Origin of the sequence: Bacteroides luti, from assembly GCF_900128905.1 — a bacterium.
In the GTDB taxonomy this organism is placed as follows: domain Bacteria; phylum Bacteroidota; class Bacteroidia; order Bacteroidales; family Bacteroidaceae; genus Bacteroides; species Bacteroides luti.
This window is the reverse complement of record NZ_FQTV01000001.1, coordinates 190,679-212,825: the sequence shown is the minus strand read 5'-3', so window position 1 is coordinate 212,825 and position 22,147 is coordinate 190,679. Positions and strand designations below refer to the sequence as shown.

The 22,147-nt window shown below is 30.4% G+C and carries 19 protein-coding genes; 15 read left to right on the top strand and 4 right to left on the bottom strand.

What is annotated here, in order from left to right:
* Positions 1–82 precede the first annotated feature (82 nt).
* The 14 genes from BUC21_RS00935 to BUC21_RS00870 all read left to right on the top strand — a co-directional run bounded on the left by BUC21_RS00935 (position 83) and on the right by BUC21_RS00870 (position 16,935).
* A complete protein-coding gene (locus tag BUC21_RS00935; protein ID WP_073398641.1) occupies positions 83–2,557 on the top strand; it encodes an SLBB domain-containing protein in 2,475 nt (824 codons plus the stop codon).
* Positions 2,558–2,568: 11 nt separating this feature from the next.
* Positions 2,569–3,636, top strand: a complete 1,068-nt coding sequence (locus BUC21_RS00930) for a GumC domain-containing protein (protein WP_073398640.1) — start codon at positions 2,569–2,571, stop codon at positions 3,634–3,636.
* The gene (locus BUC21_RS00925) at positions 3,593–5,152 is read left to right on the top strand and encodes a lipopolysaccharide biosynthesis protein (RefSeq protein ID WP_245797037.1); all 1,560 of its coding nucleotides are present in this window, start codon (positions 3,593–3,595) and stop codon (positions 5,150–5,152) included. The genes BUC21_RS00930 and BUC21_RS00925 overlap by 44 nt, the downstream gene beginning before the upstream one ends.
* A gap of 416 nt (positions 5,153–5,568) precedes the next feature.
* The gene (locus tag BUC21_RS00920; RefSeq protein WP_139261171.1) at positions 5,569–6,516 is read left to right on the top strand and encodes a hypothetical protein; all 948 of its coding nucleotides are present in this window, start codon (positions 5,569–5,571) and stop codon (positions 6,514–6,516) included.
* Entirely contained in the window at positions 6,513–7,424 is a 912-nt protein-coding gene (locus tag BUC21_RS00915) for a glycosyltransferase (RefSeq protein WP_073398638.1), read from the top strand. Before BUC21_RS00920 ends, BUC21_RS00915 begins: the two co-directional genes overlap by 4 nt.
* Positions 7,421–8,350, top strand: coding sequence for a glycosyltransferase family 2 protein (locus BUC21_RS00910; RefSeq protein ID WP_073398637.1), 930 nt, complete (start codon positions 7,421–7,423; stop codon positions 8,348–8,350). The genes BUC21_RS00915 and BUC21_RS00910 overlap by 4 nt, the downstream gene beginning before the upstream one ends.
* Positions 8,351–8,383: 33 nt before the next feature.
* Positions 8,384–9,451, top strand: coding sequence for a glycosyltransferase family 4 protein (locus tag BUC21_RS00905; RefSeq protein ID WP_073398636.1), 1,068 nt, complete (start codon positions 8,384–8,386; stop codon positions 9,449–9,451).
* Positions 9,444–10,529, top strand: coding sequence for a glycosyltransferase family 4 protein (locus BUC21_RS00900; protein ID WP_073398635.1), 1,086 nt, complete (start codon positions 9,444–9,446; stop codon positions 10,527–10,529). The genes BUC21_RS00905 and BUC21_RS00900 overlap by 8 nt, the downstream gene beginning before the upstream one ends.
* A gap of 87 nt (positions 10,530–10,616) precedes the next feature.
* Positions 10,617–11,363: a WecB/TagA/CpsF family glycosyltransferase gene (locus tag BUC21_RS00895; protein ID WP_073398634.1), complete on the top strand. Its 747-nt coding sequence runs from the start codon at positions 10,617–10,619 to the stop codon at positions 11,361–11,363.
* A 76-nt stretch (positions 11,364–11,439) separates the two neighbouring features.
* Positions 11,440–12,837, top strand: a complete 1,398-nt coding sequence (locus tag BUC21_RS00890; RefSeq protein ID WP_073398633.1) for an undecaprenyl-phosphate glucose phosphotransferase — start codon at positions 11,440–11,442, stop codon at positions 12,835–12,837.
* Positions 12,818–14,239: a capsule assembly Wzi family protein gene (locus BUC21_RS00885; RefSeq protein ID WP_394332739.1), complete on the top strand. Its 1,422-nt coding sequence runs from the start codon at positions 12,818–12,820 to the stop codon at positions 14,237–14,239. The genes BUC21_RS00890 and BUC21_RS00885 overlap by 20 nt, the downstream gene beginning before the upstream one ends.
* A gap of 4 nt (positions 14,240–14,243) precedes the next feature.
* Positions 14,244–14,792 carry a dTDP-4-dehydrorhamnose 3,5-epimerase gene (gene rfbC, locus BUC21_RS00880; protein WP_073398632.1) on the top strand — a complete coding sequence of 183 codons (549 nt, stop codon included), beginning with the start codon at positions 14,244–14,246 and terminating at the stop codon, positions 14,790–14,792.
* Positions 14,793–14,802: 10 nt separating this feature from the next.
* Complete coding sequence (locus tag BUC21_RS00875; RefSeq protein WP_073398631.1) at positions 14,803–16,116, top strand: UDP-glucose dehydrogenase family protein; 1,314 nt, start codon at positions 14,803–14,805, stop codon at positions 16,114–16,116.
* 18 nt (positions 16,117–16,134) lie between these two features.
* The gene (locus BUC21_RS00870) at positions 16,135–16,935 is read left to right on the top strand and encodes a DUF4738 domain-containing protein (protein ID WP_073398630.1); all 801 of its coding nucleotides are present in this window, start codon (positions 16,135–16,137) and stop codon (positions 16,933–16,935) included.
* Between the two features lie 122 nt (positions 16,936–17,057).
* On the opposite strand, the gene BUC21_RS00865 is transcribed toward BUC21_RS00870, so the two are convergent.
* On the bottom strand, positions 17,058–17,810 hold the full coding sequence (locus BUC21_RS00865) for an RNA methyltransferase (protein ID WP_073398629.1): 753 nt from the start codon (positions 17,808–17,810) through the stop codon (positions 17,058–17,060).
* Positions 17,811–17,912: 102 nt separating this feature from the next.
* On the opposite strand from BUC21_RS00865, the gene tamL reads away from it, so the two are divergent.
* Positions 17,913–20,234, top strand: coding sequence for a translocation and assembly module lipoprotein TamL (tamL, locus tag BUC21_RS00860; RefSeq protein ID WP_073398628.1), 2,322 nt, complete (start codon positions 17,913–17,915; stop codon positions 20,232–20,234).
* A 252-nt stretch (positions 20,235–20,486) separates the two neighbouring features.
* Here tamL and BUC21_RS00855 read toward each other — a convergent pair whose 3' ends face one another.
* From BUC21_RS00855 to BUC21_RS00845, 3 genes are all read right to left on the bottom strand, one after another.
* On the bottom strand, positions 20,487–20,906 hold the full coding sequence (locus BUC21_RS00855; RefSeq protein ID WP_073398627.1) for a nuclear transport factor 2 family protein: 420 nt from the start codon (positions 20,904–20,906) through the stop codon (positions 20,487–20,489).
* A gap of 151 nt (positions 20,907–21,057) precedes the next feature.
* A complete protein-coding gene (locus tag BUC21_RS00850; RefSeq protein ID WP_073398626.1) occupies positions 21,058–21,606 on the bottom strand; it encodes a DUF3332 domain-containing protein in 549 nt (182 codons plus the stop codon).
* A gap of 94 nt (positions 21,607–21,700) precedes the next feature.
* On the bottom strand, positions 21,701–22,123 hold the full coding sequence (locus BUC21_RS00845) for a DoxX family protein (protein WP_073398625.1): 423 nt from the start codon (positions 22,121–22,123) through the stop codon (positions 21,701–21,703).
* Between the last annotated feature and the right edge of the window lie 24 nt (positions 22,124–22,147).

The window sequence follows — 22,147 nt, the reverse complement described above, 5'->3', positions numbered from 1 at the left end:
AACTATTTTTATATATTTAAGACCAAAACAAATAATTTTGTAATTCTGTATAAATAATCTAAGAACTAATAATATTATCGATATGAAAAATATTTCTTTTTTTCTTTTTTTCTTTTTTTCTTTTTCAATTTTCACTTCGAATGCTCAATCCTTGAGTATTCCATCTTTGGATATATTAAAAGGAACAGATATTGATAACATCTCAGATACCCAGTTAGGTGATCTTATCTCGCAAATGGATAAGAAAGGTATTTCTATGAATCAAATTGATCAGTATGCTAGCAGTAAAGGATTGTCTAAAACAGAAACTGAAAAGCTAAAAAACAGAATTGTACGCTATAACGATAAAAATAAAGGAGTAAAAAAACGTACTATTGAAACAAATGAAGATTTGAATAATCCAGAAAAACTGAATCCGGAGTTGCTTAAATATTATGAGGTATACAAGCAAAAACAGGATTCAATTAAAGCAAATAAATTAGAAATTTTCGGGCTTTCTATATTTAAGGACGTAAATCTGACGTTTGAGCCAAACCTTCGATTAGCAACCCCAAGTAATTATGTCCTTGGTCCAGATGACGAATTATTAATTGATGTATATGGTAATTCCGAAGCAAATTATACTCTATATGTAAGTCCAGAAGGAAAAATAAAGATACCTTTGGCCGGAGTTATATCTGTTGGTGGACTTACCATACAAGAAGCTAGTTCTGTTATAAAAAAAAGATTATCTTCTATATATGGTGGAATTAAAAGTAATGCAACTAAAGTTAGTATTGCCTTAGGAGATATAAGGAGTATTACTGTTAGTGTCATTGGGGAAGTTGCCTATCCTGGCTCATATACTATTCCTTCATTGGCATCCGTATATAACGCTCTATATGTTTCTGGTGGACCTACTGAAAAAGGTTCTTTTCGTAAAATTCAAGTAAGCAGAGGACATTCTGTTATTGCAGTTATAGATTTATATGATTTTTTGGTTTATGGAAAACAATCCGACTTAAGATTACAAGATCAGGATGTTATCAAGATTCTTCCTTATAGTAATCGCGTTTCTATCGTTGGAGAAGTGAAAGTTCCGGCAATCTTTGAAATGAAGGAATTTGAAACAATATCTAACCTAATTGAATTTGCAGGTGGATTTACTGAAAATGCTTATCGTGAACGCATTACTGCATATAGAAATACAACTAAAGAAAAGAGTGTAATTGATGTAACATTACCTCAATTCAGAACGTATTTAACTGAATCCGGAGATGAATATAAGGTCGGAAAGTTACTAAAACGATTCGCAAATAGAGTTCAGATTACAGGCTCAGTTTATCGCCCTGGAGAATATTCACTTTCAGAAGGCATGAAAGTGAGTGATTTAATAACAAAAGCAGATGGATTAAAAGAAGATGCATTTGCAACCAGAGCAATGGTTTACAGAAAAAATGCTAGAAACCTTCCGGAATTAACATCTTTTTCTCCAATAGATGCATTAGAAGGACGAAATGATTTGATACTACAAAGAGAAGATAGTGTATATATTTCATCAATTCTTGAAATGAAAGAAGATGAATACATATACATATCTGGCGAAGTTGTATCTCCAGACAAATATTTTTTTGGAGAAGGTATGACTCTAAAAGATGCTATATTAATGGCAAAAGGGATGACTAAAAAAGCTGACCGAGGTGAAATTGAAGTATATAGACAAATTACAGATCAAGGAATTTTAAATAAAAATCTCCAAAAAGCTATAGCATATAAATTTAAAATTGATAATGATTTGGCATATAATGATAGTGCAGCAAACTTCAAATTGAAAAAAGAAGATCGGATAATGATTCGTCCTATCTTTGGATATGAAGAGATGAAACAAGTGAATATAGAAGGTGAAGTTAAGATACCAGGAAATTACATTATTACTTCTAAAAATCAAAAAATTTCAGATTTGGTACAAATGAGTGGAGGTTTATCGGCTTATGCCTATCCTGAAGGTGCATATCTTATTAGAAAAGTAAAGAAAACGGATTCTGAAAAAAAACTATTAAAACAAGTTGCACAAAGTTTAGGCTCTAAAGTTACAAAAAACACAGAAACTTCAGATTCATTAGAACTTAAAAAACAACTCTTTAAAGAAACAGATATCGTAGGAATATCTTTGAAAGAAATTATTAATAATCCAGGATCTCAATATGATTTAATATTAGAAGAGGGAGATATATTAACAATACCTAAGGTCTTAGAAACAGTAACCGTCAATGGAGAAGTTTTAATGCCAAATACAGTTCGCTACCAGAAAGAGCTATCTTTTAAAGATTATGTTAACGCTGCGGGTGGATTTAGCAGTAATGCACTTTCAAAAAAAGCATATATTATTCATGCAAATGGAAAAGTAGAAGTTACGAGATCATTCTGTGGCATTCACAGTTACCCAAATGTTTACCCAGGTTCTCGTATTATTATCCCTGAAAAACCAATCAAGAAAGGAATGAGCACAGCCGAAGTTATAAGTATTACTACAAGTATTGTTTCTGTTGCTGCTATTATTGTATCGTTATTTAAATAGTAATATTAAAAATGGAAAAAACTGAATACATATCTTTGAATAAATTAATTGATTCATATAGTAGTTGGAAGCATTATTTACTTTCTGTTAAATATATAATTCTAGGATTTATTGCAGTTGGAGCAGCCATTGGGACTAGTGCTTCTTTCTTAATCCCTCCCCAATATACAGCTAACTTAAGTTTTGCAATACAAGAGAATGATAAATCTAGTGGATTATCGAGTCTTGCTAGTCAGTTTGGTTTTTCATTAGGAGGTTCAGATAATGGTGCTTTTGGAGGTGATAATTTATATGAATTATTAATGTCAAGAGCTTTAGTTGAAAAAGCATTGCTTTCACCTGTAGATATTGATGGCAAAAAGGAAAATCTTTTAAATATATATCTGACTACATATAAATATAACAACGAATGGAAAACGAGTTCAAACCCAAAACTCAGAGAATTAGATTATCCAATTGACCAAGATAGAAAAACATTTACAAGATCACAAGATAGCGTTTTCAAAATTGTATGTGAAGAAATTCTTTTAAAGAGACTTACTGTAAAAAAAAGAAGTAAAAAGCTAAGTATTGGAGATGTATCTTTTACCTCACAAAACGAATTGCTATCCAAATTATTTGTAGAAAACTTAATGCAAGAAACATCTTCCTTCTATGTTGATACAAAGACTAAACTTGCTCGTTCTAATTATTTAAAATTAATTAATCAGACTGACTCTATTAAACATGAATATGAAAATGCTTTAGCAGCAAGAGCTGGATTAGCAGATCAAACTATGAATTCTGTAAGACAGTCAAGCACTGTTGGACTAATAAAAAAGCAAACTGATATTCAGATTTTAGCAGGAACTTATATTGAGATGAAAAAAAATTTAGAAATAATGAAGCTAAGTTTGGATAAAGAAACTCCACTAATTGAAATTATTGATAATCCAGTATTACCTTTAGAGAAACATAAATTTGGGAAAATAAAGGGATTTATTTTAGGGAGTATGGTTAGTGCTTTTCTAGCCATACTGGTTTTTACTTCATTATATGGCTATAAAAAAATTAAAGAATATAATGGTGCAGGAGAATAAGAATTTAACGATTACAAAAAGAAATTTAATTGCCAATTCTTTAAGTGGAGTAATTCAGCTTGTCATCACGGCGATATTAACTTTTATTTGCATTCCAATTTTTATTCAGAATCTAGGTACAGAATTATATGGAGTTTTTGCAATTGTATCAATCATAGGTAACTTAAATATATTCGCAAACTTAGGATTAAATTCAGCTTTAATTAAGTATCTATCTGAGCAGGGAAAATGTAATGAATCCAATAATGATATTTTCGTTTCTTTAGTAATAATGTGCACAATTATAATACCAATAACTGTTTTCGCTTTCATATATAGAGAATTTATTCTTATTAATATATTAGGAATTCCCCTTAAGCACTTAGTACAATCCAATATTCTTTATTCCAACTTGCTAGTTTCTAATATGTTACTACTAATTGGCCAGATTTTTACAGCCGCCCTTGATTCTATGCAGAAAATCTATTTAACAAATATAACCCAACTTATATACAGTATCATTTATTGGGGTGGAATTATTATAGTTGTTCTTATCGGTCATCATTTAGATTGGGTAGGTTATGCAATATTTATAGCTACAATGTGTTGGTTTTTTCTTATATTAATTTTGTTCCTAAAAAACTGGGGTACCATTAAAAGTACAAATCTAAATGAAACATTTATAGCAACGGCAAAAAAGCAACTTTCTTTTGGAGTAAAAGTATACCTTTCTGGTTTTATAGGTTTTTTTAATGAACCATTATTTAAGATATTGATATCAAATTCGCTAGGACTTAATGTTGTTGCATATTTTGAGATTGGTTTAAAGATACGGGGACAACTCACCGGCTTATTTAGCAAAGTCCTTCAACCTCTTTATCCTTATTTGTCTTCTTTAAGAGACAAGCAGCGCATTGCTTTTTTAGTTAAAGATCTCACATCAAAGATGTTTTTGTTTGTACTACCTGTATGTGCCATGCTCATTATTACTTGCAAAGATATAGTTACTTTATGGTTAAGAGTTGATATTTTTAATTATTCGATATTTATTGTGGGCTTAGTTGTTCCATATTTAATATTAAGTCCTCTAACATTACCAATATATACATATCTTTTAGCAAAAGACCATCCTGAAAGAACAATTATAATTCAATCTCTTTCGGTTATTGTAAATATCCTAATATTTTATTTACTATTCTCTTATATTGGGATGATTGCTGTTATTATTTCAAATATCCTATCATACTTAGCAAGTTATATATTAGGTCTTTATTATCAAAGTAAATATCTTAATATTAAATATAAATTTAAAACCAGTTATGCTTTACGCATATTATGTCTACTAATCTTATTTATTGTAACTGGTTTTACAAGTATATTTTTTAATAACGAATTTACAAGAATATTATATACAATAATTGTTTTATCAGTATTAGTCGTATTAATCTATAAACGATTGAAATTAATTACTCTAGACGATATTAAGCGCTATTTTGGAGATAATATTTTGATAATTAACATATTTAATAAAATATAGTGTTTTATAATTAAATTAAACCAATGCTATTTATACCATTACTTATATTAAGTATAATATTATATATTGTAGGTAATAGAATATCTTCAGTCCTGATATTCTTCTTTTTCCTATTTGATGGATTTCAAATAGTTCCTGAAGTACTATTTAATACACATTTTGGAATTTCTAAATCTATTGATTTTGCTTTTATATATCTGATAAGTGTATTTATATATGGGTTTGTTAAGTACGAAGATTATATTCCAGTTAATCACATTACAAAGTTGATTATGATATATCTTTCATTTATAATTATTAGCATAGGAGTTAGCTTACTCTATTATCATATAGATTTATTTGATATTATTAGAACATCTAGAAGTTATTTTTTTTTATTATCATATTTTATAATAAGAAGACTTACAAAGGAAGAAATGACAAAACTATTAAAAATACTTTTTATTGTAGTTCTCTTTCAATGTTGCCTATTTATTATTCAAGCTTTTACAGGTATTGCATTACTAACTGGTGCAGAAAGCGGGCGTTCAGGGGTTATAACTCGTTTTTATAATGTTCCTTTGATGCTATATTTCATTGTTTTTTATGCAATTTTTCACAATCCATATAAAGGTTGGCAAAAAATTATTACAACAATAATTCCTTCAGTTACAATGTTTTTACCTTTACATCGTTCATTAATGATTGCCTTTATATTATGTTTGTTAATTGGAATATATATTAAAATTGGCGGAATAAAAAAGATTGTGAAGTATTTTCCATTCCTTCTAATTTTAATACTTCCGATTTTGCTTATTGTAGTAAAAGCCACTGGCGAGAGAACACTTACAGATATTGAAAGTGTATTGGATGGAGAGTTTATAGAAGTTGGTGATGATTTTGAATTAGATCAAGAATCTACATTCATGTTTAGAATGGCTCATTTCTTTGAAAGATTTATTGATGTTACAGAATCAAACGTGGGAATTATTTTTGGTACAGGATTTATGACAGAAGATTCAGAATATACCTATAGACATTTTAATTATCAAATAGGACTCACAAGTGATGATACTGGAGATACAGTGCAATTAGATACATCTGACATTTGTTGGTCTAATTTTATTGTACGATATGGGGTAATTGGTACGCTCTTGTATATATATATATTCTTTTCTATTACATATATTTACAATAAGGATATAAAAGTAATAGGGCTACCTATTATTTTATATATGATACTTTTATTTATTGTTTCTTTTACAAGTGATTTAATGTATCAAAATAGAATGTTGATATTTCCATTACTGTTATATAACTTATTACCAATAGAATATGAGAATGAAGAAATAAAATATTCAGAACAAATAGCTCAAATAAAATGAATTCAGATATTAAAATAACGGTTTTAACTTCATTATTTAATTGTAGTAAATATTTAGAAGGGTATTTTAATTGTCTATCAAAACTAAATAATACACAAAACATAGAAGTCTTGCTTCTTCATAATGCGCCATCAAATGAGGAAATGGCTATAATAAGTAAATACCTTCCATCTTTATCGTTTGTAAAACACATTATCATTTCAGAAAGAGAAGGGCTTTACAGAACATGGAATAGAGGTATAGACCTTGCAAATGGAGAGTATATATGTGTTTGGAATGTAGATGATATCCGTACTCCCAATTCTATCATTGATCAAGCTGAAACATTAGATAAAAATCCTAATACAGATTTAACTTATGGAGATTTCTATTATATGTTTAAATATCCTGAACCTAGTGATATCTTAGTTGTTAATAAAGATTTTAGTATCAATAAAAACTCTTTTTTTAGAACGCATCAGATTGGTTGTTTTCCAATGTGGAGGAAACGAATACATGATAAGCTTGGCTTTTTTGATGAACAATTTAAATTAGTTTCTGATTTTGACTTTCAGATTCGGGTTGCACGTACTAGTCAGATTGTTAAAACAAATAATATTGTTGGTTACTATTTAGAAAATGTACCTGAAAAATTAAGCAGTAATTTATGGATACAGATTATTGAACGTAATGCATTATATTTACGTTATGGCATGTTTGATTTAATAAATTGGTTAACTATTTTTCCAATTTTAAAAAAATATGAAATTACTCATCTTTCATATTATGGTAAAAAAGAGAGTCTTTTTAAAAAAAAATATTTATATAATATATTTATTATAACAAGAATACCATTATTTATATTATCTATATTTAGGCAACCTCGATTTATTTTTGCATATATAAAACACAATATTCTAAATAAATGAACATTAATATAAATTTTAGCATTGTAACTCCTGTTTATAATAGAGCTGATTGCATATTAAGATGTCTAAATAGTGTTACAAATCAAAATTTTTCAGATGTTGAACATATAATAGTTAATGATGGATCAACAGATGAAACTTTAGAGATATTAAAAATATATTCCAAAAATCATTCACACGTCAGAGTATTAAATTTTGAAAATAATAAAGGTGTTAATGCTGCTAGAAATTTAGCAATTAGACAATGCAGAAATAATTATGTAATTTTTTTAGACAGCGATGATTTTATGAATTATCAAGCATTATATATTATTGCTGAAAAAATTAAATTATATCCTGGTTACTTACATTATTTATTTGGAATGAATGATATGGAAATTTATTATAACACCAATTCGTTATTAAATTGTAAATCTAGAGAAATAGAATTTTCGAACTGGATTAAAAATGAGATTACAGGTGACTTTCTTCATGTAATGGCTCGAGAAATGGTTCAATTGTTTCCTTTTAATGAAGATTTAAGGATTTATGAAGCTTTAACTTTTATGCAAATGTATAAATACTCAAATAGGCAACAGTTTATAAAAGCAACTGTTGTACAAAGGGAAAGGGATCGATTTGATTCTGTAACAAAACAAGCTACATTAATAAATTCAAATGCGATTAAATTCCAGTCAGAATATTTAAAAAAAATGGTTGATCTATTTGAGACTGATTTCAAAAAGCACAATATTGTTGGATTAAATTCTATGATTAATAAATGTCTAATTTTTAGTTTAGCTTTATCTAATTACAATTTGTATCAATATTTATCAAAAAAAATAGATAAAAAAAATATTCTTTATAAAATTATCTATAAACTTAAATTAGGATATTTTTTAAAGTTAGCAATTATCGTATATTCAAAAATAAAAAATTTCCAATAATTAATGGACAGCTGTACTAACTAAATTTACAATATGAAAATATTACATCTCATTTTTTCTTTAGAAATAGGAGGAGCTGAATCAATGATGGTTGACATAGCTAATAGACAAGTTGTTAACAATGATGTATATGTATATATAATAAACTCCACATATAATAAATCTCTACTAAATAGTCTTGATAAGAATATAAAAATTCACTTATTCAATAGAAAAGAAGGTAGCAAAAATCTATTTAAAATAACAGAAATTAATTATAAAATATTAAAATTAAAACCAGATATTACTCACTGTCATAATTCTGATATAAATAAAATATTGTTTATACATTCATTTACTAGGACATTGCTAACTATTCATGCAATTGGACTTCCTTTAGTTAGAGTTTTTAAATTTAATAAAGTTGTAGCTATTTCCTTAGCTGTGAAAGAACATTTATTAAAAAACGGACTTAAAGACATTCTTGTAAATTACAATGGTATAAATATTAATACCATTCAGCGCAAAGTGAAACTAGAAAATAGTAACGTTTATAAAATTATCCAAGTTAGTCGTTTAGATCATTTAATAAAAGGACAAGACATTTTATTAAAAGCCTTGAACTTATTGAATAAAGAACATAAAATAGAAAACGTCCATATTGACTTTATTGGAGAAGGAGATTCACTTACTTATTTAAAAAAAATAGTTTCAAAATACGAACTAGAAGATAAAGTAACTTTCCTTGGAATAAAAGATCGCTCATATATATATTCGAATATTAAAAACTACGACTTATTAGTCCAACCTTCAATAATTGAGGGCTTTGGTCTTACTGTTGCTGAAGGAATGGCAGCTAAAATACCAGTTTTAGTTTCTGCTAATGATGGCCCAATGGAGATTATTAGAAATGGGGAATATGGCTTTTATTTTAAAAAAGGAGATGCTGTAGACTGTGCTAACCAAATAAAAAATATAATAGAATCTAATAAAGAAATAAATAGAATTGTAGAAAATGCATATCAACATTGTATTGATAATTTTGACATAAATAAAACTGTAGATAACTATATTAAAGAGTATCAAAACATTATTGATATAAATACAAAAAAAAATGAATAGCAATATAAAGTCTATAGTTATAGTTTGCCCAACTCTTGATCCTAATAACATAAGTGGAGTTTCTTCTGTCGCTCGGTTTATTATCAAAAATAATCGATCTGTAACTTATACTCATTTTGAAATAGGAAAAAAGAATCACGAAAAAGGAGGATTATTCCGAATTTTGAGAACTGCTAACAATTTTAAAAATTGGATCTTATTTTTAAGGGAAAAGAAAGGATGTATAATTCATTATAACTTTCCAATAACACGAAAATCTGCTTTAAGAGATCCTCTATTTATGACTATTTCAAAATATTATTCATGTAAATTAATAATTCACATACATGGAGGTAATTATTTACAAAATAACGAAACTCCCTTTTGGGTTAGCTGGATATTAAAAGGCATCTTTTCTATGCAAACACCTATAATAGTTCAGAGCCAAACTGAAAAACACATTTTTGAAAATAAATTTGGAGCTCAAAATGTCTATTCATTACCCAACTGTATAGATCTAAATGGAACAATCTGTTTTGAAAGAAAGATAAATATAGATAGACCATTAACTGTTTTATTTATAGGACGAATTGTGGAAGCCAAAGGCATAAATTATATATATGAAGCATTTAAAATATTAAAAGAAAGGGGTATTCCATTTTATCTTATTTTTGCAGGACAGGAGGAGAAAAACAATCAATTCATCAATAAATTTGTTAATACCTTTAAAGAAGAATTTTGCTATAAGGGCATAGTATTAAATAGAGAAAAGGATGAATTATTAAAAAAGTCGGACATTTTTTTATTGCCTTCATTTTACGAAGGATTGCCTTTATCTTTATTGGAATGTATGAGTTTTGGCTTAACGCCAATTGTTACTAATGTAGGGTCAATAAGTCTTTGTGTTGAAAATAATGAAAATGGTATAATTATTAAGGATCATAATAGTGATAATATCATAGAAGCTATTGAGCAATTGCATAATGATAGAAATAAATTATATCAATTAGGAAATAAATCCATGGAGAAAATAAAAAACTTATTTGATCCCGACAAATATATACTTAAATTAAATGAAATATATGATTTTTGGAATTAAGATATGATTATTAATAAGTATAAACAAAGATATAAAAATTATTACTAATTTTCATTTTCATATAACAGTATTAAATTAAACACTAATATGAAGAAATATTTCAATGTAAATTTAGAATTTAACAAAGACGTAGCTGATCAAATTATTGAAAGGACTATAGAACACAATCGAAAAGGATATGTTTGCGCCATTGAAGCTAATAATCTTGCTATTGCAAATCAGAATAAAAAATTTAATGAAACTTTAAATTCTTCATTAGTAAATGTTTGCGATGGAAGCAATATTGCATGGTTATTAGGAAAGATTTATAAAAAACATTTTTGTTCTTACATTGGAAATGATCTTTTCATTAATTTTGTTAATAAAGGCAAATACAGACAGTACTTTTTAGGAAATACAGATGAAGTTTTGACTAGTCTTAAAATCAATCTTTGTCAAATTGATCCAACTATTTCAGAAATGTGTTTTAGCTCATTACCATTTAGCACTGTAGAAGATTTTGATTATAGTTCCATCGCTGAGCATATTAATTCTGATAGTCCAGACATTATTTGGGTTTCTTTAGGTGCTCCCAAACAAGAATTATTTATGAAAAACCTACTTCCATATCTTAACAAAGGAGTAATGTTTGGCATTGGAGCTGTTTTTAATTTTAATTCCAGTGTTGGGAAAGTAAGGCGTGCTCCTAAATGGATATTAAAACTTCGTATGGAATGGTTCTATAGGGCACTTGAAGAACCAAAAAAAAATATCCCAAGATACTGGAATTTTATTAAATTACTTCCAAAACTAATTTACATAGAATTCAAACATATATCCAAATCAGTATATTAATGTTTATATTTCATTTATCTTCTTTCTAAATCCATCAAAATAGTTTAAATTTGCTTCTCAAAACAACTCAATATCTATGAAACAGCAAACTAGATTTTCACATCTATTGAAATCACTAATAGTATTGGGAGATTATTTTGTTCTCAATGCAACTTTTCTATTAGTCTTTTTTCTTTTTAAATCTTATTTAAGAGGAGATGTGATTTCTGAATTTCGTTCATTGTTTTTAGCTTTGAATATTTGTTATATTCCTGGCTTATTGATATTTAAAATAGCAATTCATTCTAGAGTAATATATGCTGATAAGATTGTGCAAAATATATTTTATGTAATTTTACTTCATTTTGTACTCTTTACTACCGCTTTAACTATATTTAAAATTCAAGAGGTCTCAAGACTATTTACAATTTCTCTATATTCTTTGTTATTTCTTTCTCTTGTTAGTTGGAGATTAAGTATAAGATTTTGTATTAAACTTTATCGAAAAAAAGGATTTAATTTTAACCTGATTGTCATTATAGGAGCTGGACAAAATGGGAATGCATTGTATCAGGAAATGATGGATGATCCAGGTTATGGTTTTCGAATCTTAGGATTTTTTGAAGATAATCCGGTAAACATTCCATCTGAATCTAAATTACTAGGAAGTACTGATGATATTGAAGACTTTATTAGAGATAACGAAGTCGATGAAGTTTATTGTACTCTTCCAGAATCAGCTGAAAAAGTAATCGTTCGAGCACTAAATTTTTGTGAGAATAATATGATCCGTTTTCACATTGTTCCCGAATTCAGGAGATATGTAAAAAAGCAAATGGAATTAAATGTATTAGGGAATATGCCGGTTTTATCATTAAGGAACGAGCCGCTGCAAAATCCTTTGAACAGATTTTCAAAACGGACTTTTGATGTAATATCCTCATTATTATTTATTTCTACGATATTCCCAATAATCTATATAATTGTGGCAACAGGTATAAAAATTACTTCTCGTGGTCCAGTTTTTTTTAAGCAGCGTCGCACAGGTAAACGAGGACATGAGTTTTATTGTTACAAATTTCGAACTATGAGAATTAATGAAGAAGCGGATTTAAAACAAGCCATAGAAAATGATCCAAGAATAACACGTTTTGGAGAATTTTTACGTAAAAGTAGTATTGATGAACTACCTCAGCTATTTAATGTCTTAAAAGGAGATATGTCAATTGTTGGCCCTCGTCCACACATGCTTAAGCACACAAAACAATACAATGAACTAATAGACAAATATATGTTACGCCATTTAGTTAAACCTGGAATTACCGGATGGGCTCAAGTAACTGGATTTAGGGGTGAAACGAAAGATGTCTCACAAATGGAGGAACGTGTAATAAGAGATGTTTGGTATCTTGAAAACTGGTCTTTTTTCCTCGATATAAAAATAATTTATATAACTATAATTAATATATTTCGTGGTGAAAAAAACGCTTATTAAATTAATTCCCAAAGGCTTTCTATTATTCTGTTTTTTACCAGGAATAGTTATTGGTCAATCAAAATATAAATCATTTGCTGAATTTGGAACTACCATTCATTCTGGCGATAATACACCATTATGGCAAGTAAGTAATCAACACGGACTATCATCTATTGATAACAATGCATACTTACGTGGTGGAACATTTTATTCTGATTCTTGTTCAAACCTGATGTTTAAGACAGGATTGGATCTTGCAGTTGCTAAAGGATTCACATCCACTTTTGTTGTTCAACAAGCTTATGTAGATATAAACTATAGATGCTTTGGATTATCTATTGGAAGTAAAGAACTTAATTCTGAATTATTAAACGAGCAGTTGAGTAGTGGAGGATTAACCTGGAGTGGAAATGCCCGACCTATTCCTCAAATAAAAGTAGGTATTCTTGATTATGTAAGAATAGCTCCATGGGCGCAAGTAAAAGCTGAAATGTCCTATGGAAAATGGACAGATAATAATTACCAGAAGGAACATGTCGGTACAAATTACTGGTATACAAAGAATATTCTATACCATCATAAAAGTTTCTTTTTTAGACTAGGGAAAACAACTTCACCTTGGCAAATTGATTTAGGGATGAGCCTTGATGCTCAGTTTGGCGGGAATACAGTAAACCACCCATATATTCATGAACAAGACTTGGGAAACAAGATTAAAGATTACTTTAAAATATTATTTCCGATAAAACAGTCTGAAACTAAGTATTACGAAGGTAATCTGATGGGTAGCGAACACTTAAAATTAACCTTCAAACAATCTGATTTTCACTTAAGTGCTTATTTAGAAAATTACTACGATGATTTTTCCGGAATGGGGAAAAAGAATGGCTTTGACGGATTATGGGGTATTGAATATAAATCAAAAAACAAACAAGCTATAAATGGATTAGTTTTAGAGTATTATCAAACAACTAATCAAAGTGGACCATTGCATGGAGTGGACGAATCAATCGTAAAAAAAACAGGAGGCGCCGATGATTATTATAACCATGATGTCTATCCAGGATGGGTACATTGGGGAATGACAATGGCAAATCCTCTGATTGCGTCACCTATTTACAATAAAGATGGCAATATGACTTTTAAATATAATAGAGTAAAGGCTGTACATATTGGATGGAATGGAGATATTCTTAATGATTTATCTTACAGAGCAAAGCTAACTTTTAATAGAACCTGGGGAACTCCTTTTAAACCAATACCCGAAATATTGGAGAATTTTTCTACATTTGCAGAATGTACTTATTGCCCGCAAAAATTAAAAGGGTGGAACTTTACAATATCAGGTGCTTTTGACACAGGAAACATTTATGGAGATAATCTTGGTATGCAGCTGAAAATAAGGAAATTTTTTAAATAATAATATGAATTATATACAAACAGAAATTGATGGAGTTTGGGTGATAGAGCCCAAAGTATTCAATGATGATAGAGGGTATTTTATGGAAGCCTTTAAAAAGGAGGAGTTTGAAAAGAATATTGGACAGATAAACTTTATTCAGGACAATGAATCAAAATCTACCTTTGGAGTTCTTAGAGGTCTACATTACCAAAAAGGGGAATTTAGTCAGGCAAAACTAGTAAGAGTTATTAAAGGTAAAGTTCTTGATGTAGCAGTAGATTTACGTCAGTCTTCCCCAACATTCGGGAAATATATAAGTGTAGAACTTAGTGAGGATAATAAGCGACAGTTCTTTATTCCAAGAGGCTTTGCTCACGGTTTTTTAGTATTGAGCGAAGAAGCCATTTTTACATATAAAGTAGACAATGGATATGCACCTCAATCTGAAGCATCAATTGTATATAATGACAAAGATATTAATATCAATTGGCCAATTGCCGAAGAGCAAATAATAATGTCGGCCAAAGATAAAGAAGCTGTTAATTTTAAAGATGCAATAGCTTACAAATAATAACACAAATATGAAAATAGCGATTGTAGGAACCGGTTATGTTGGTTTGGTTTCCGGAACATGTTTTGCAGAAACAGGAGTTGATGTTACTTGTGTAGACGTTAACCAAAAGAAAATTGAAGGTCTAAAAAATGGTATAATACCTATTTACGAACCAGGATTAGAAGAAATGGTTATTCGTAACATAAAAGAAAATCGCTTAAACTTTACTACATCTCTGGAAAGTTGCCTAGACGATGTTGAAGTAGTGTTCAGCGCCGTAGGAACTCCACCAGATGAAGACGGAAGTGCCGATCTTAAGTATGTACTTGAAGTTGCCAGAACCATCGGAAAACACATGAACAAATATGTTTTAGTGGTTACTAAAAGTACAGTTCCCGTAGGTACTGCTAAAAAAGTAAGAGCTACTATTCAGGAAGAATTGGATAAAAGAGGTGTGAATATAGAATTCGATGTAGCTTCTAATCCTGAATTCCTAAAAGAAGGTAATGCAATCAATGACTTTATGAGCCCCGACAGAGTAGTTGTTGGTGTGGAGTCTGAACGTGCCAAGGAAGTTATGACAAAGTTATACAAACCATTCTTACTGAATAATTTCCGTGTGATATTTATGGATATCCCGTCTGCTGAGATGACAAAGTATGCTGCAAACTCAATGCTGGCTACACGAATCAGCTTTATGAATGATATTGCAAATCTTTGCGAATTAGTAGGAGCAGATGTAAATATGGTACGTAGCGGTATAGGTTCGGATACTCGCATCGGACGTAAATTTCTGTATGCAGGCTGTGGTTACGGCGGTTCATGCTTTCCTAAAGATGTAAAAGCCTTAATCAAAACTGCAGAAAAAAACGGATATCCTATGCGTGTGCTAAAAGCTGTAGAAGAAGTTAATCAAGCTCAAAAAAGTATTCTTTTTAATAAATTAAATAAGCATTTTAATGGGAATTTAGAAGGAAAAATTATAGCTTTGTGGGGATTAGCTTTCAAACCCGAAACAGACGATATGCGTGAGGCTCCAGCACTGATCTTAATAGATCTTCTGCTTAAAGCCGGATGTACTGTTCGTGTATACGATCCAGCGGCAATGAATGAAGCGAAGAGAAGGATAGGAGATTGTGTTTATTATGCACAAGATATGTATGATGCTTTACTCGACGCAGACGCATTGTTAATGGTTACAGAATGGAAACAGTTCCGTTTGCCAGCCTGGGGAGTAATAAAGAAAACTATGCGAACTCCTGTCATAATTGACGGAAGAAATATATACGATATAGATGAACTGAAAGCAATGGATGTTACATACTATTGTATCGGTAAATAATTTGATAAATTAACTTTTATGAAAAACTGTGTCATGCTTTTACTCTTTCTTTTGTCTCTTGCTTCATGTAGCGGGAATAAGAAAGAGAATTCAGATAATGTCACTGAAGACTTGAAGGCAAAAAAAATGCTTCAGGGGATTTGGCTGGATGATGAAAGCGATGAGATCCTTTTCAAGATTCAGGGTGATACAATTTATTATCCTGATGCTGAAAACGCTCCTGTCTACTTTAAAATCAAGAAAGATACGTTTTATACCTATGGAAAAGAAGTTTCCCGTTATAAGATTGACAAGCAAGCAGATCATGTATTCTGTTTTCACTCTTTGTCAGATAATGTAGTGAAACTACATAAATCTGAAGACGATAATGACTCCTTGTTGATGATGGGCCATAGAACAACAGAGGTTATACCAACATATTCAGAGGTTACTAAACGAGATTCTGTAGTAATGTATAATGGAAAACGTTACAGAGCCTATGTGTATGTTAACCCGTCTAAGAAAAAGGTTATAAAAACATCTTATTCAGACGAAGGTATTAGCGTAGACAATGTATACTATGACAATGTTATGCACATTTGTGTATACGAAGGGCGAAAAATGATCTATGGACACGATATAACTAAAGATACATTTTTAGGTGTTATCCCGAATGAATTTTTAAAAAATGCAATTCTTTCTGACATGGAATTCTATGGAGTAGGAAAGATTGGATTTCGTTATCAGGCAACAGTATGTATACCTGAAAGTTCTGTCTGCAATTTAGTGAATCTGATTATTGGTTTCGACGGAAAACTATCAATTAAGATTGCGCAATAATTCCTGAAATAATTATATTTCCTTGTACAAAACAATTAATTCTTCTGTACAGAAGAATTAATTGTTTTGTACAGAAGATTACATTATTTTGTACAAGCAACAAATATTTATTCTAGAATACTTTAAAGTATCCGGCGTCTGAATTCAGCACATACTATTGAAGTGGCAATAGCAACATTTAAAGATTCCGAAGTAGCCCTGTTTTGAGGGTAGTTTGGTATATAAAGTCTTTGATTTATTAATCGCTCAACTTCCGGACTAATTCCATTCCCTTCATTTCCCATAACAATCAATCCAACAGGAGACAGATCCTTTGAATAAAGATTATCCCCATTAAGAAATGTTCCATAAACAGGATAATTATCTAGCTGAGTAATTAATTCAAGTAATGATCCATAGTGTAACTTAACGCGGGCAATACCTCCCATAGTTGCCTGAATTGCTTTTGGATTATAAACATCTACAGTATTAGGAGAACAGAAGATGTGTTCAATTCCAAACCAATCGGCCAGTCTGATTATTGTACCAAGATTTCCAGGATCCTGAATATCGTCGAGTGCCAGGCAAAGGGAATTACGAATTATAGACAAATCCACAGGAGAATTATCTTGTTCAAAAATGGCCAAAACGCTTTGTGGAGTTTTAAGAAAGCTCGCTTTTGATAACTCCTCATTAGTTACAATTGCCATCTCATCGGCTTTTGCAGATGGATTTTCATTCCACCATTCTTGCGTAGCAGCTAAATACTTGCATGAAAAATTACCTAATAAATCGCCTACCAGCTTATGTCCTTCAGCAACAAAGACATTATCTTCCTTACGATTTTTCTTAAGTTCTAATGAATGAATGTATTTAATTTTATTCTTGCTAATCATTAATAATGTAGTTAATTTATAAATATTTTGAAGCAAAGCTAAAAAGATATTTTTAATAAAGCTATATTTGTAAGTCCAATAATTGTAGTTAGACAACTTTATATGAAAAGAAACTCCCAAATTTATATATTTTCTCTTGCATTATTAGCTTTAGGTTCATGTTCACTTACTAAGTTCGTACCCGACGGATCTTATTTGCTAAACGAAGTAAATATTGTTTCTGAACAAAGTGAAGTGAAGCCAGCGCCATTTAAAAGCTATGTTCGCCAGAATCCTAATTCCAAATGGTTTAGTTTAATCAAAGTGCCTCTTTATACCTATAACTTATCAGGAAGAGATTCTTCCAAATGGATAAACAGAATGTGGCGCAGGTTAGGAGATGGGCCCGTTTTGTATGATGAAGGATTGGATATAAGATCTCAGCAAGAAATTAAAAAAGCACTTAATAATCAAGGATATATGAGTGCCTCAGTAAAATCGAGCAAGAAAATTTCGAAAAAGAAACTTAATCTTACTTACACAATTGTTCCGGGAAAACCTTATATCGTAAAAAGCTTAAAATATGATATAAGAGACAAAGGCATCGAAGCTATTCTGAAAAAAGACTCTGCCGAGACAAAACTAAGTAAGGGGATGTTGTTTGATATCAATGTACTTGATGCCGAACGCCAACGAATCGCTAATAACCTGATTAATCAAGGATATTATAAGTTCAACAAAGATTACATTACTTTTACAGCCGACACTGTTCGTAATACATATCAGGTAAACTTAACCATGCATTTGCTTCTTTATAAAGCAAGTGCTTCAGACGAACTCAGAAATCATAATCAATACCGGATAAATAAAGTTAACTTTATTACGGATTATGACGTGCTTCAATCATCTGCTTTAAGCAGCATTGAGATAAACGACTCAATTCATTATAAAGGTTATCCAATTTATTATAAAGATAAATTGTACTTACGTCCTAAAGTTCTTACAGAGAATACATATATTCATTCAGGCAGATTGTTTAGTGAACGTGCTGTTCAGAATACTTATTCATCCTTAGGGAGATTATCTGCCATAAAGTATTCCAATATTCGTTTTTTCGAAACTCAAATAGCAGATAGTTCAAAACTTGATTGTTATGTACTGCTGACTAAAAGCAAGCATAAGTCTGTTGCATTTGAATTGGAAGGAACTAATTCCGCAGGAGATTTAGGAGCTGCAGCTTCTATTTCATTCAACCACAGAAACTTATTTAAAGGATCGGAGTCGTTTATGTTTAAGGTTCGTGGCGCCTATGAAGCTATTTCCGGACTCCAGGGAGCTTACGGTAATAATGATAACTATACTGAATACGGTGCAGAAAGCAGCATTAATTTTCCAAGTTTCTTATTTCCATTTCTTTCGGAGAACTTTACCCGAAGCATTCGTGCCACGACAGAATTTGGTATGCAATATAGTTACCAGTTACGACCGGAGTTTTCACGTACCATTGCTTCGGCTTCTTGGAGTTATAAATGGGCTCAACGCAGACAAAAGGTTCAGCATCGTATTGATTTGTTGGATATTAGTTATATTTACCTTCCATGGATATCGCCTAAGTTTAGAGCAGATTATCTGGATAAAGCCAATTCAATTTTTCAATATAATTATGATAATCACTTAATTGTACGTAGCGGATATAGCTATTATTACAATAGTATTGGGGGGACAATGCAGAATAACACTACAGCGTCTAATTCATATTCAGTACGTATCAATCTGGAATCTGCAGGCAATCTGTTATATGGCATATCTAAGCTTGTTAATCAGCAAAAAACAGAGAATGGAGATTACTCTATTCTGAATATAGCCTATGCTCAATATGTAAAAGGTGATTTTGATTTCGCCAAAAATGTTGAAATAGATAAAAGAAATTCATTAGCCTTCCATGCAGCATTTGGAGTTGCTTATCCTTATGGAAATACTGCAGTGCTCCCTCTCGAAAAAAGATACTTCTCGGGTGGAGCCAATAGCGTACGTGGATGGTCAGTAAGAACTCTTGGTCCCGGTAGCTATAAAGGAGCGGATAATAACATTAATTATCTAACCCAGTCCGGAGATTTGAAATTAGATTTAAGCATGGAGTATCGCAGTAAATTGTTCTGGAAAGTTCAAGGAGCAGCATTCATTGATGCAGGGAATATATGGACAATCAGGGATTATGAAAATCAGCCGGGAGGTGCTTTTAAGATCAACAAATTTTATAAAGAGATTGCATTTGCTTATGGCTTGGGATTACGTTTAGACTTTGACTATTTTGTACTTCGTTTCGACGGAGGTATGAAGGCTGTCAACCCGGCATATTCTTCCGGAAAGGAAAGATATCCAATATTTAGTCCGGATTTTAGCCGTGATTTTGCCTTCCACTTTGCTGTGGGTTATCCATTCTAATGAACGTTCTGAACGATCTTGAAATAAACAGAATCCGTAAATATCGAGAAAAGAATAAATTGATCTTTCATTTCAAAGGTTATTTTACAACGATTTTTTTAATATGAAGAGGAAAAAGTCCGGTGCAAAAAAAATGCCGAACTATCGGCTATATTAAATTTAATCTCAAAAGGAGATTTCATTTTGAGATTAAATTTGGCAGCATCAACAATAAGAAAACCGGCATTATCTATTTTACATCGCACCTCATTGCTAGTTGTGTAAATCTACCAGCCATTTATCATTAATTCTCACTAAATCTACCTCTTCTTGTTTTTCCTTTTCAATAGCAGGTTTTCCACCCATCATGTTTAGCTGAACGTAATTTGAAATTTTGAGTTTAACAGTAGCCGTTGAATCTCCTGGATAAACAGTACTTTCAATAACCGAAACCTTCACATCTCCTGCTTTTTTCAATGTATTCAGATCTTCATCATTCGTATTAGAGGCTATAAAAACAAGGATTTTTTCTGCATCTGGAGTACAAAACTCTTTAGCTTCATCAAAATTTAAACCATACATAGCCTTTGAGAATCTTACGGCTGCATCCTCAGCCTTATCTTGAGGTGTCTGACTACATGCTGAAACAAAAGAAACTAGAATTAAAAGAATAAGTTGTTTTACCTTTTTCATGAAAGAATAATTATGGTTTATTGAATCGCTAAATTGCGAATTTAAGAATATTCAGAGAATAAATAGAAAGATCTAAAATGTTATTAAACAGAAAGATGGAGCTGACTTTAAGCCAACTCCATCTTTTAATTTATCATATCTATAAATATATTTATCTTGCTGCAAAATATGCATTACTCATTGTAGCCTGACGAGCAGCAGTTAATCCTTGAGCATCAAGAGTTACATTCATTGAACCGCCATTTGGCAAATATAGTTGAACTGTTCCATCCTTTTTCATTTTCATCAATTCAGTGCTAACACCTTCAGAAACCACATTCCAAGTCTGAGATTCTTCGTTAAACAATAAATCCATGCTTTTTCCATCTTTAGTGATAGAATAACCATTCTTTAATGTTTCAACAGTGTAGTCACCATTTTCGCCTTTTACTTTCTTTATATCACCAACTTTTGCCATTGGGTTTGAACCAGACCAAAATTCTATAGAATTAATTACCAAAGCATCTGCTAAATAACAAACACCATATACCGGCACAATATTTAATGCAAGAAATACTACTTCGTTAACGAACTTATCGCTTACATTCTGATTCCATGAAACTAATCTATTAAATAGAGTAAAAGAACCAACACATGAACTAAACATAAAGCTACCGCTAAGAATTATAGCTAAAGCCAAAGTCATTTTACTTTTTCTCATCGTTCTATTTTTTTTAGTTAATACTATAATAAGAAAACGCAAATATATATATTTTTTAATTTAAAATTGATTAGTAAAAACAAAATTTTACTTACTATTTTTTCTTTAAAAATAGAAAACGATCAATAGTATATTTACCAGGGCCGGTAATATACATTATTAAATACACCACTAAATAATTAAAAGAAAGTTCTTTAATAACAAAAGGGTCTTGTCTGTGAAAAACAAAAAAAGCTATTCCCATAGTAAAAATCATGGGAATCATTGTTAACCTGTATAACAGTCCAAAAATAAATCCCAAAGAACAAACTAACTCCCCAAAAATAACTAAACTAAGAGATAATTGGTTTCCTATACCTAATGGATCAGGAAATGAAGATGAAAGTTCTGAGAACGAGCCCAATTTTTGAATTCCATGATATAGGAGCAATGAACCAAAAATAATTCTGGCAATCAACAATAAAACTGAGTTCTTTGTATCTCGAGGCTCCGATGAAAATAAAAAATTATATATCATAGTTGCTCCATTTAATTATCTTAT

Bases quoted from the DNA above. Each gene is read 5' to 3' on its own strand.
- BUC21_RS00935 (WP_073398641.1), top strand. From the start codon at position 83: ATGAAAAATATTTCTTTTTTTCTTTTTTTCTTTTTTTCTTTTTCAATT.
- BUC21_RS00930 (WP_073398640.1), top strand. From the start codon at position 2,569: ATGGAAAAAACTGAATACATATCTTTGAATAAATTAATTGATTCATAT.
- BUC21_RS00925 (WP_245797037.1), top strand. From the start codon at position 3,593: ATGGCTATAAAAAAATTAAAGAATATAATGGTGCAGGAGAATAAGAAT.
- BUC21_RS00920 (WP_139261171.1), top strand. From the start codon at position 5,569: ATGACAAAACTATTAAAAATACTTTTTATTGTAGTTCTCTTTCAATGT.
- BUC21_RS00915 (WP_073398638.1), top strand. From the start codon at position 6,513: ATGAATTCAGATATTAAAATAACGGTTTTAACTTCATTATTTAATTGT.
- BUC21_RS00910 (WP_073398637.1), top strand. From the start codon at position 7,421: ATGAACATTAATATAAATTTTAGCATTGTAACTCCTGTTTATAATAGA.
- BUC21_RS00905 (WP_073398636.1), top strand. From the start codon at position 8,384: ATGAAAATATTACATCTCATTTTTTCTTTAGAAATAGGAGGAGCTGAA.
- BUC21_RS00900 (WP_073398635.1), top strand. From the start codon at position 9,444: ATGAATAGCAATATAAAGTCTATAGTTATAGTTTGCCCAACTCTTGAT.
- BUC21_RS00895 (WP_073398634.1), top strand. From the start codon at position 10,617: ATGAAGAAATATTTCAATGTAAATTTAGAATTTAACAAAGACGTAGCT.
- BUC21_RS00890 (WP_073398633.1), top strand. From the start codon at position 11,440: ATGAAACAGCAAACTAGATTTTCACATCTATTGAAATCACTAATAGTA.
- rfbC (WP_073398632.1), top strand. From the start codon at position 14,244: ATGAATTATATACAAACAGAAATTGATGGAGTTTGGGTGATAGAGCCC.
- BUC21_RS00875 (WP_073398631.1), top strand. From the start codon at position 14,803: ATGAAAATAGCGATTGTAGGAACCGGTTATGTTGGTTTGGTTTCCGGA.
- BUC21_RS00870 (WP_073398630.1), top strand. From the start codon at position 16,135: ATGAAAAACTGTGTCATGCTTTTACTCTTTCTTTTGTCTCTTGCTTCA.
- BUC21_RS00865 (WP_073398629.1), bottom strand. From the start codon at position 17,810: ATGATTAGCAAGAATAAAATTAAATACATTCATTCATTAGAACTTAAG.
- tamL (WP_073398628.1), top strand. From the start codon at position 17,913: ATGAAAAGAAACTCCCAAATTTATATATTTTCTCTTGCATTATTAGCT.
- BUC21_RS00855 (WP_073398627.1), bottom strand. From the start codon at position 20,906: ATGAAAAAGGTAAAACAACTTATTCTTTTAATTCTAGTTTCTTTTGTT.
- BUC21_RS00850 (WP_073398626.1), bottom strand. From the start codon at position 21,606: ATGAGAAAAAGTAAAATGACTTTGGCTTTAGCTATAATTCTTAGCGGT.
- BUC21_RS00845 (WP_073398625.1), bottom strand. From the start codon at position 22,123: ATGATATATAATTTTTTATTTTCATCGGAGCCTCGAGATACAAAGAAC.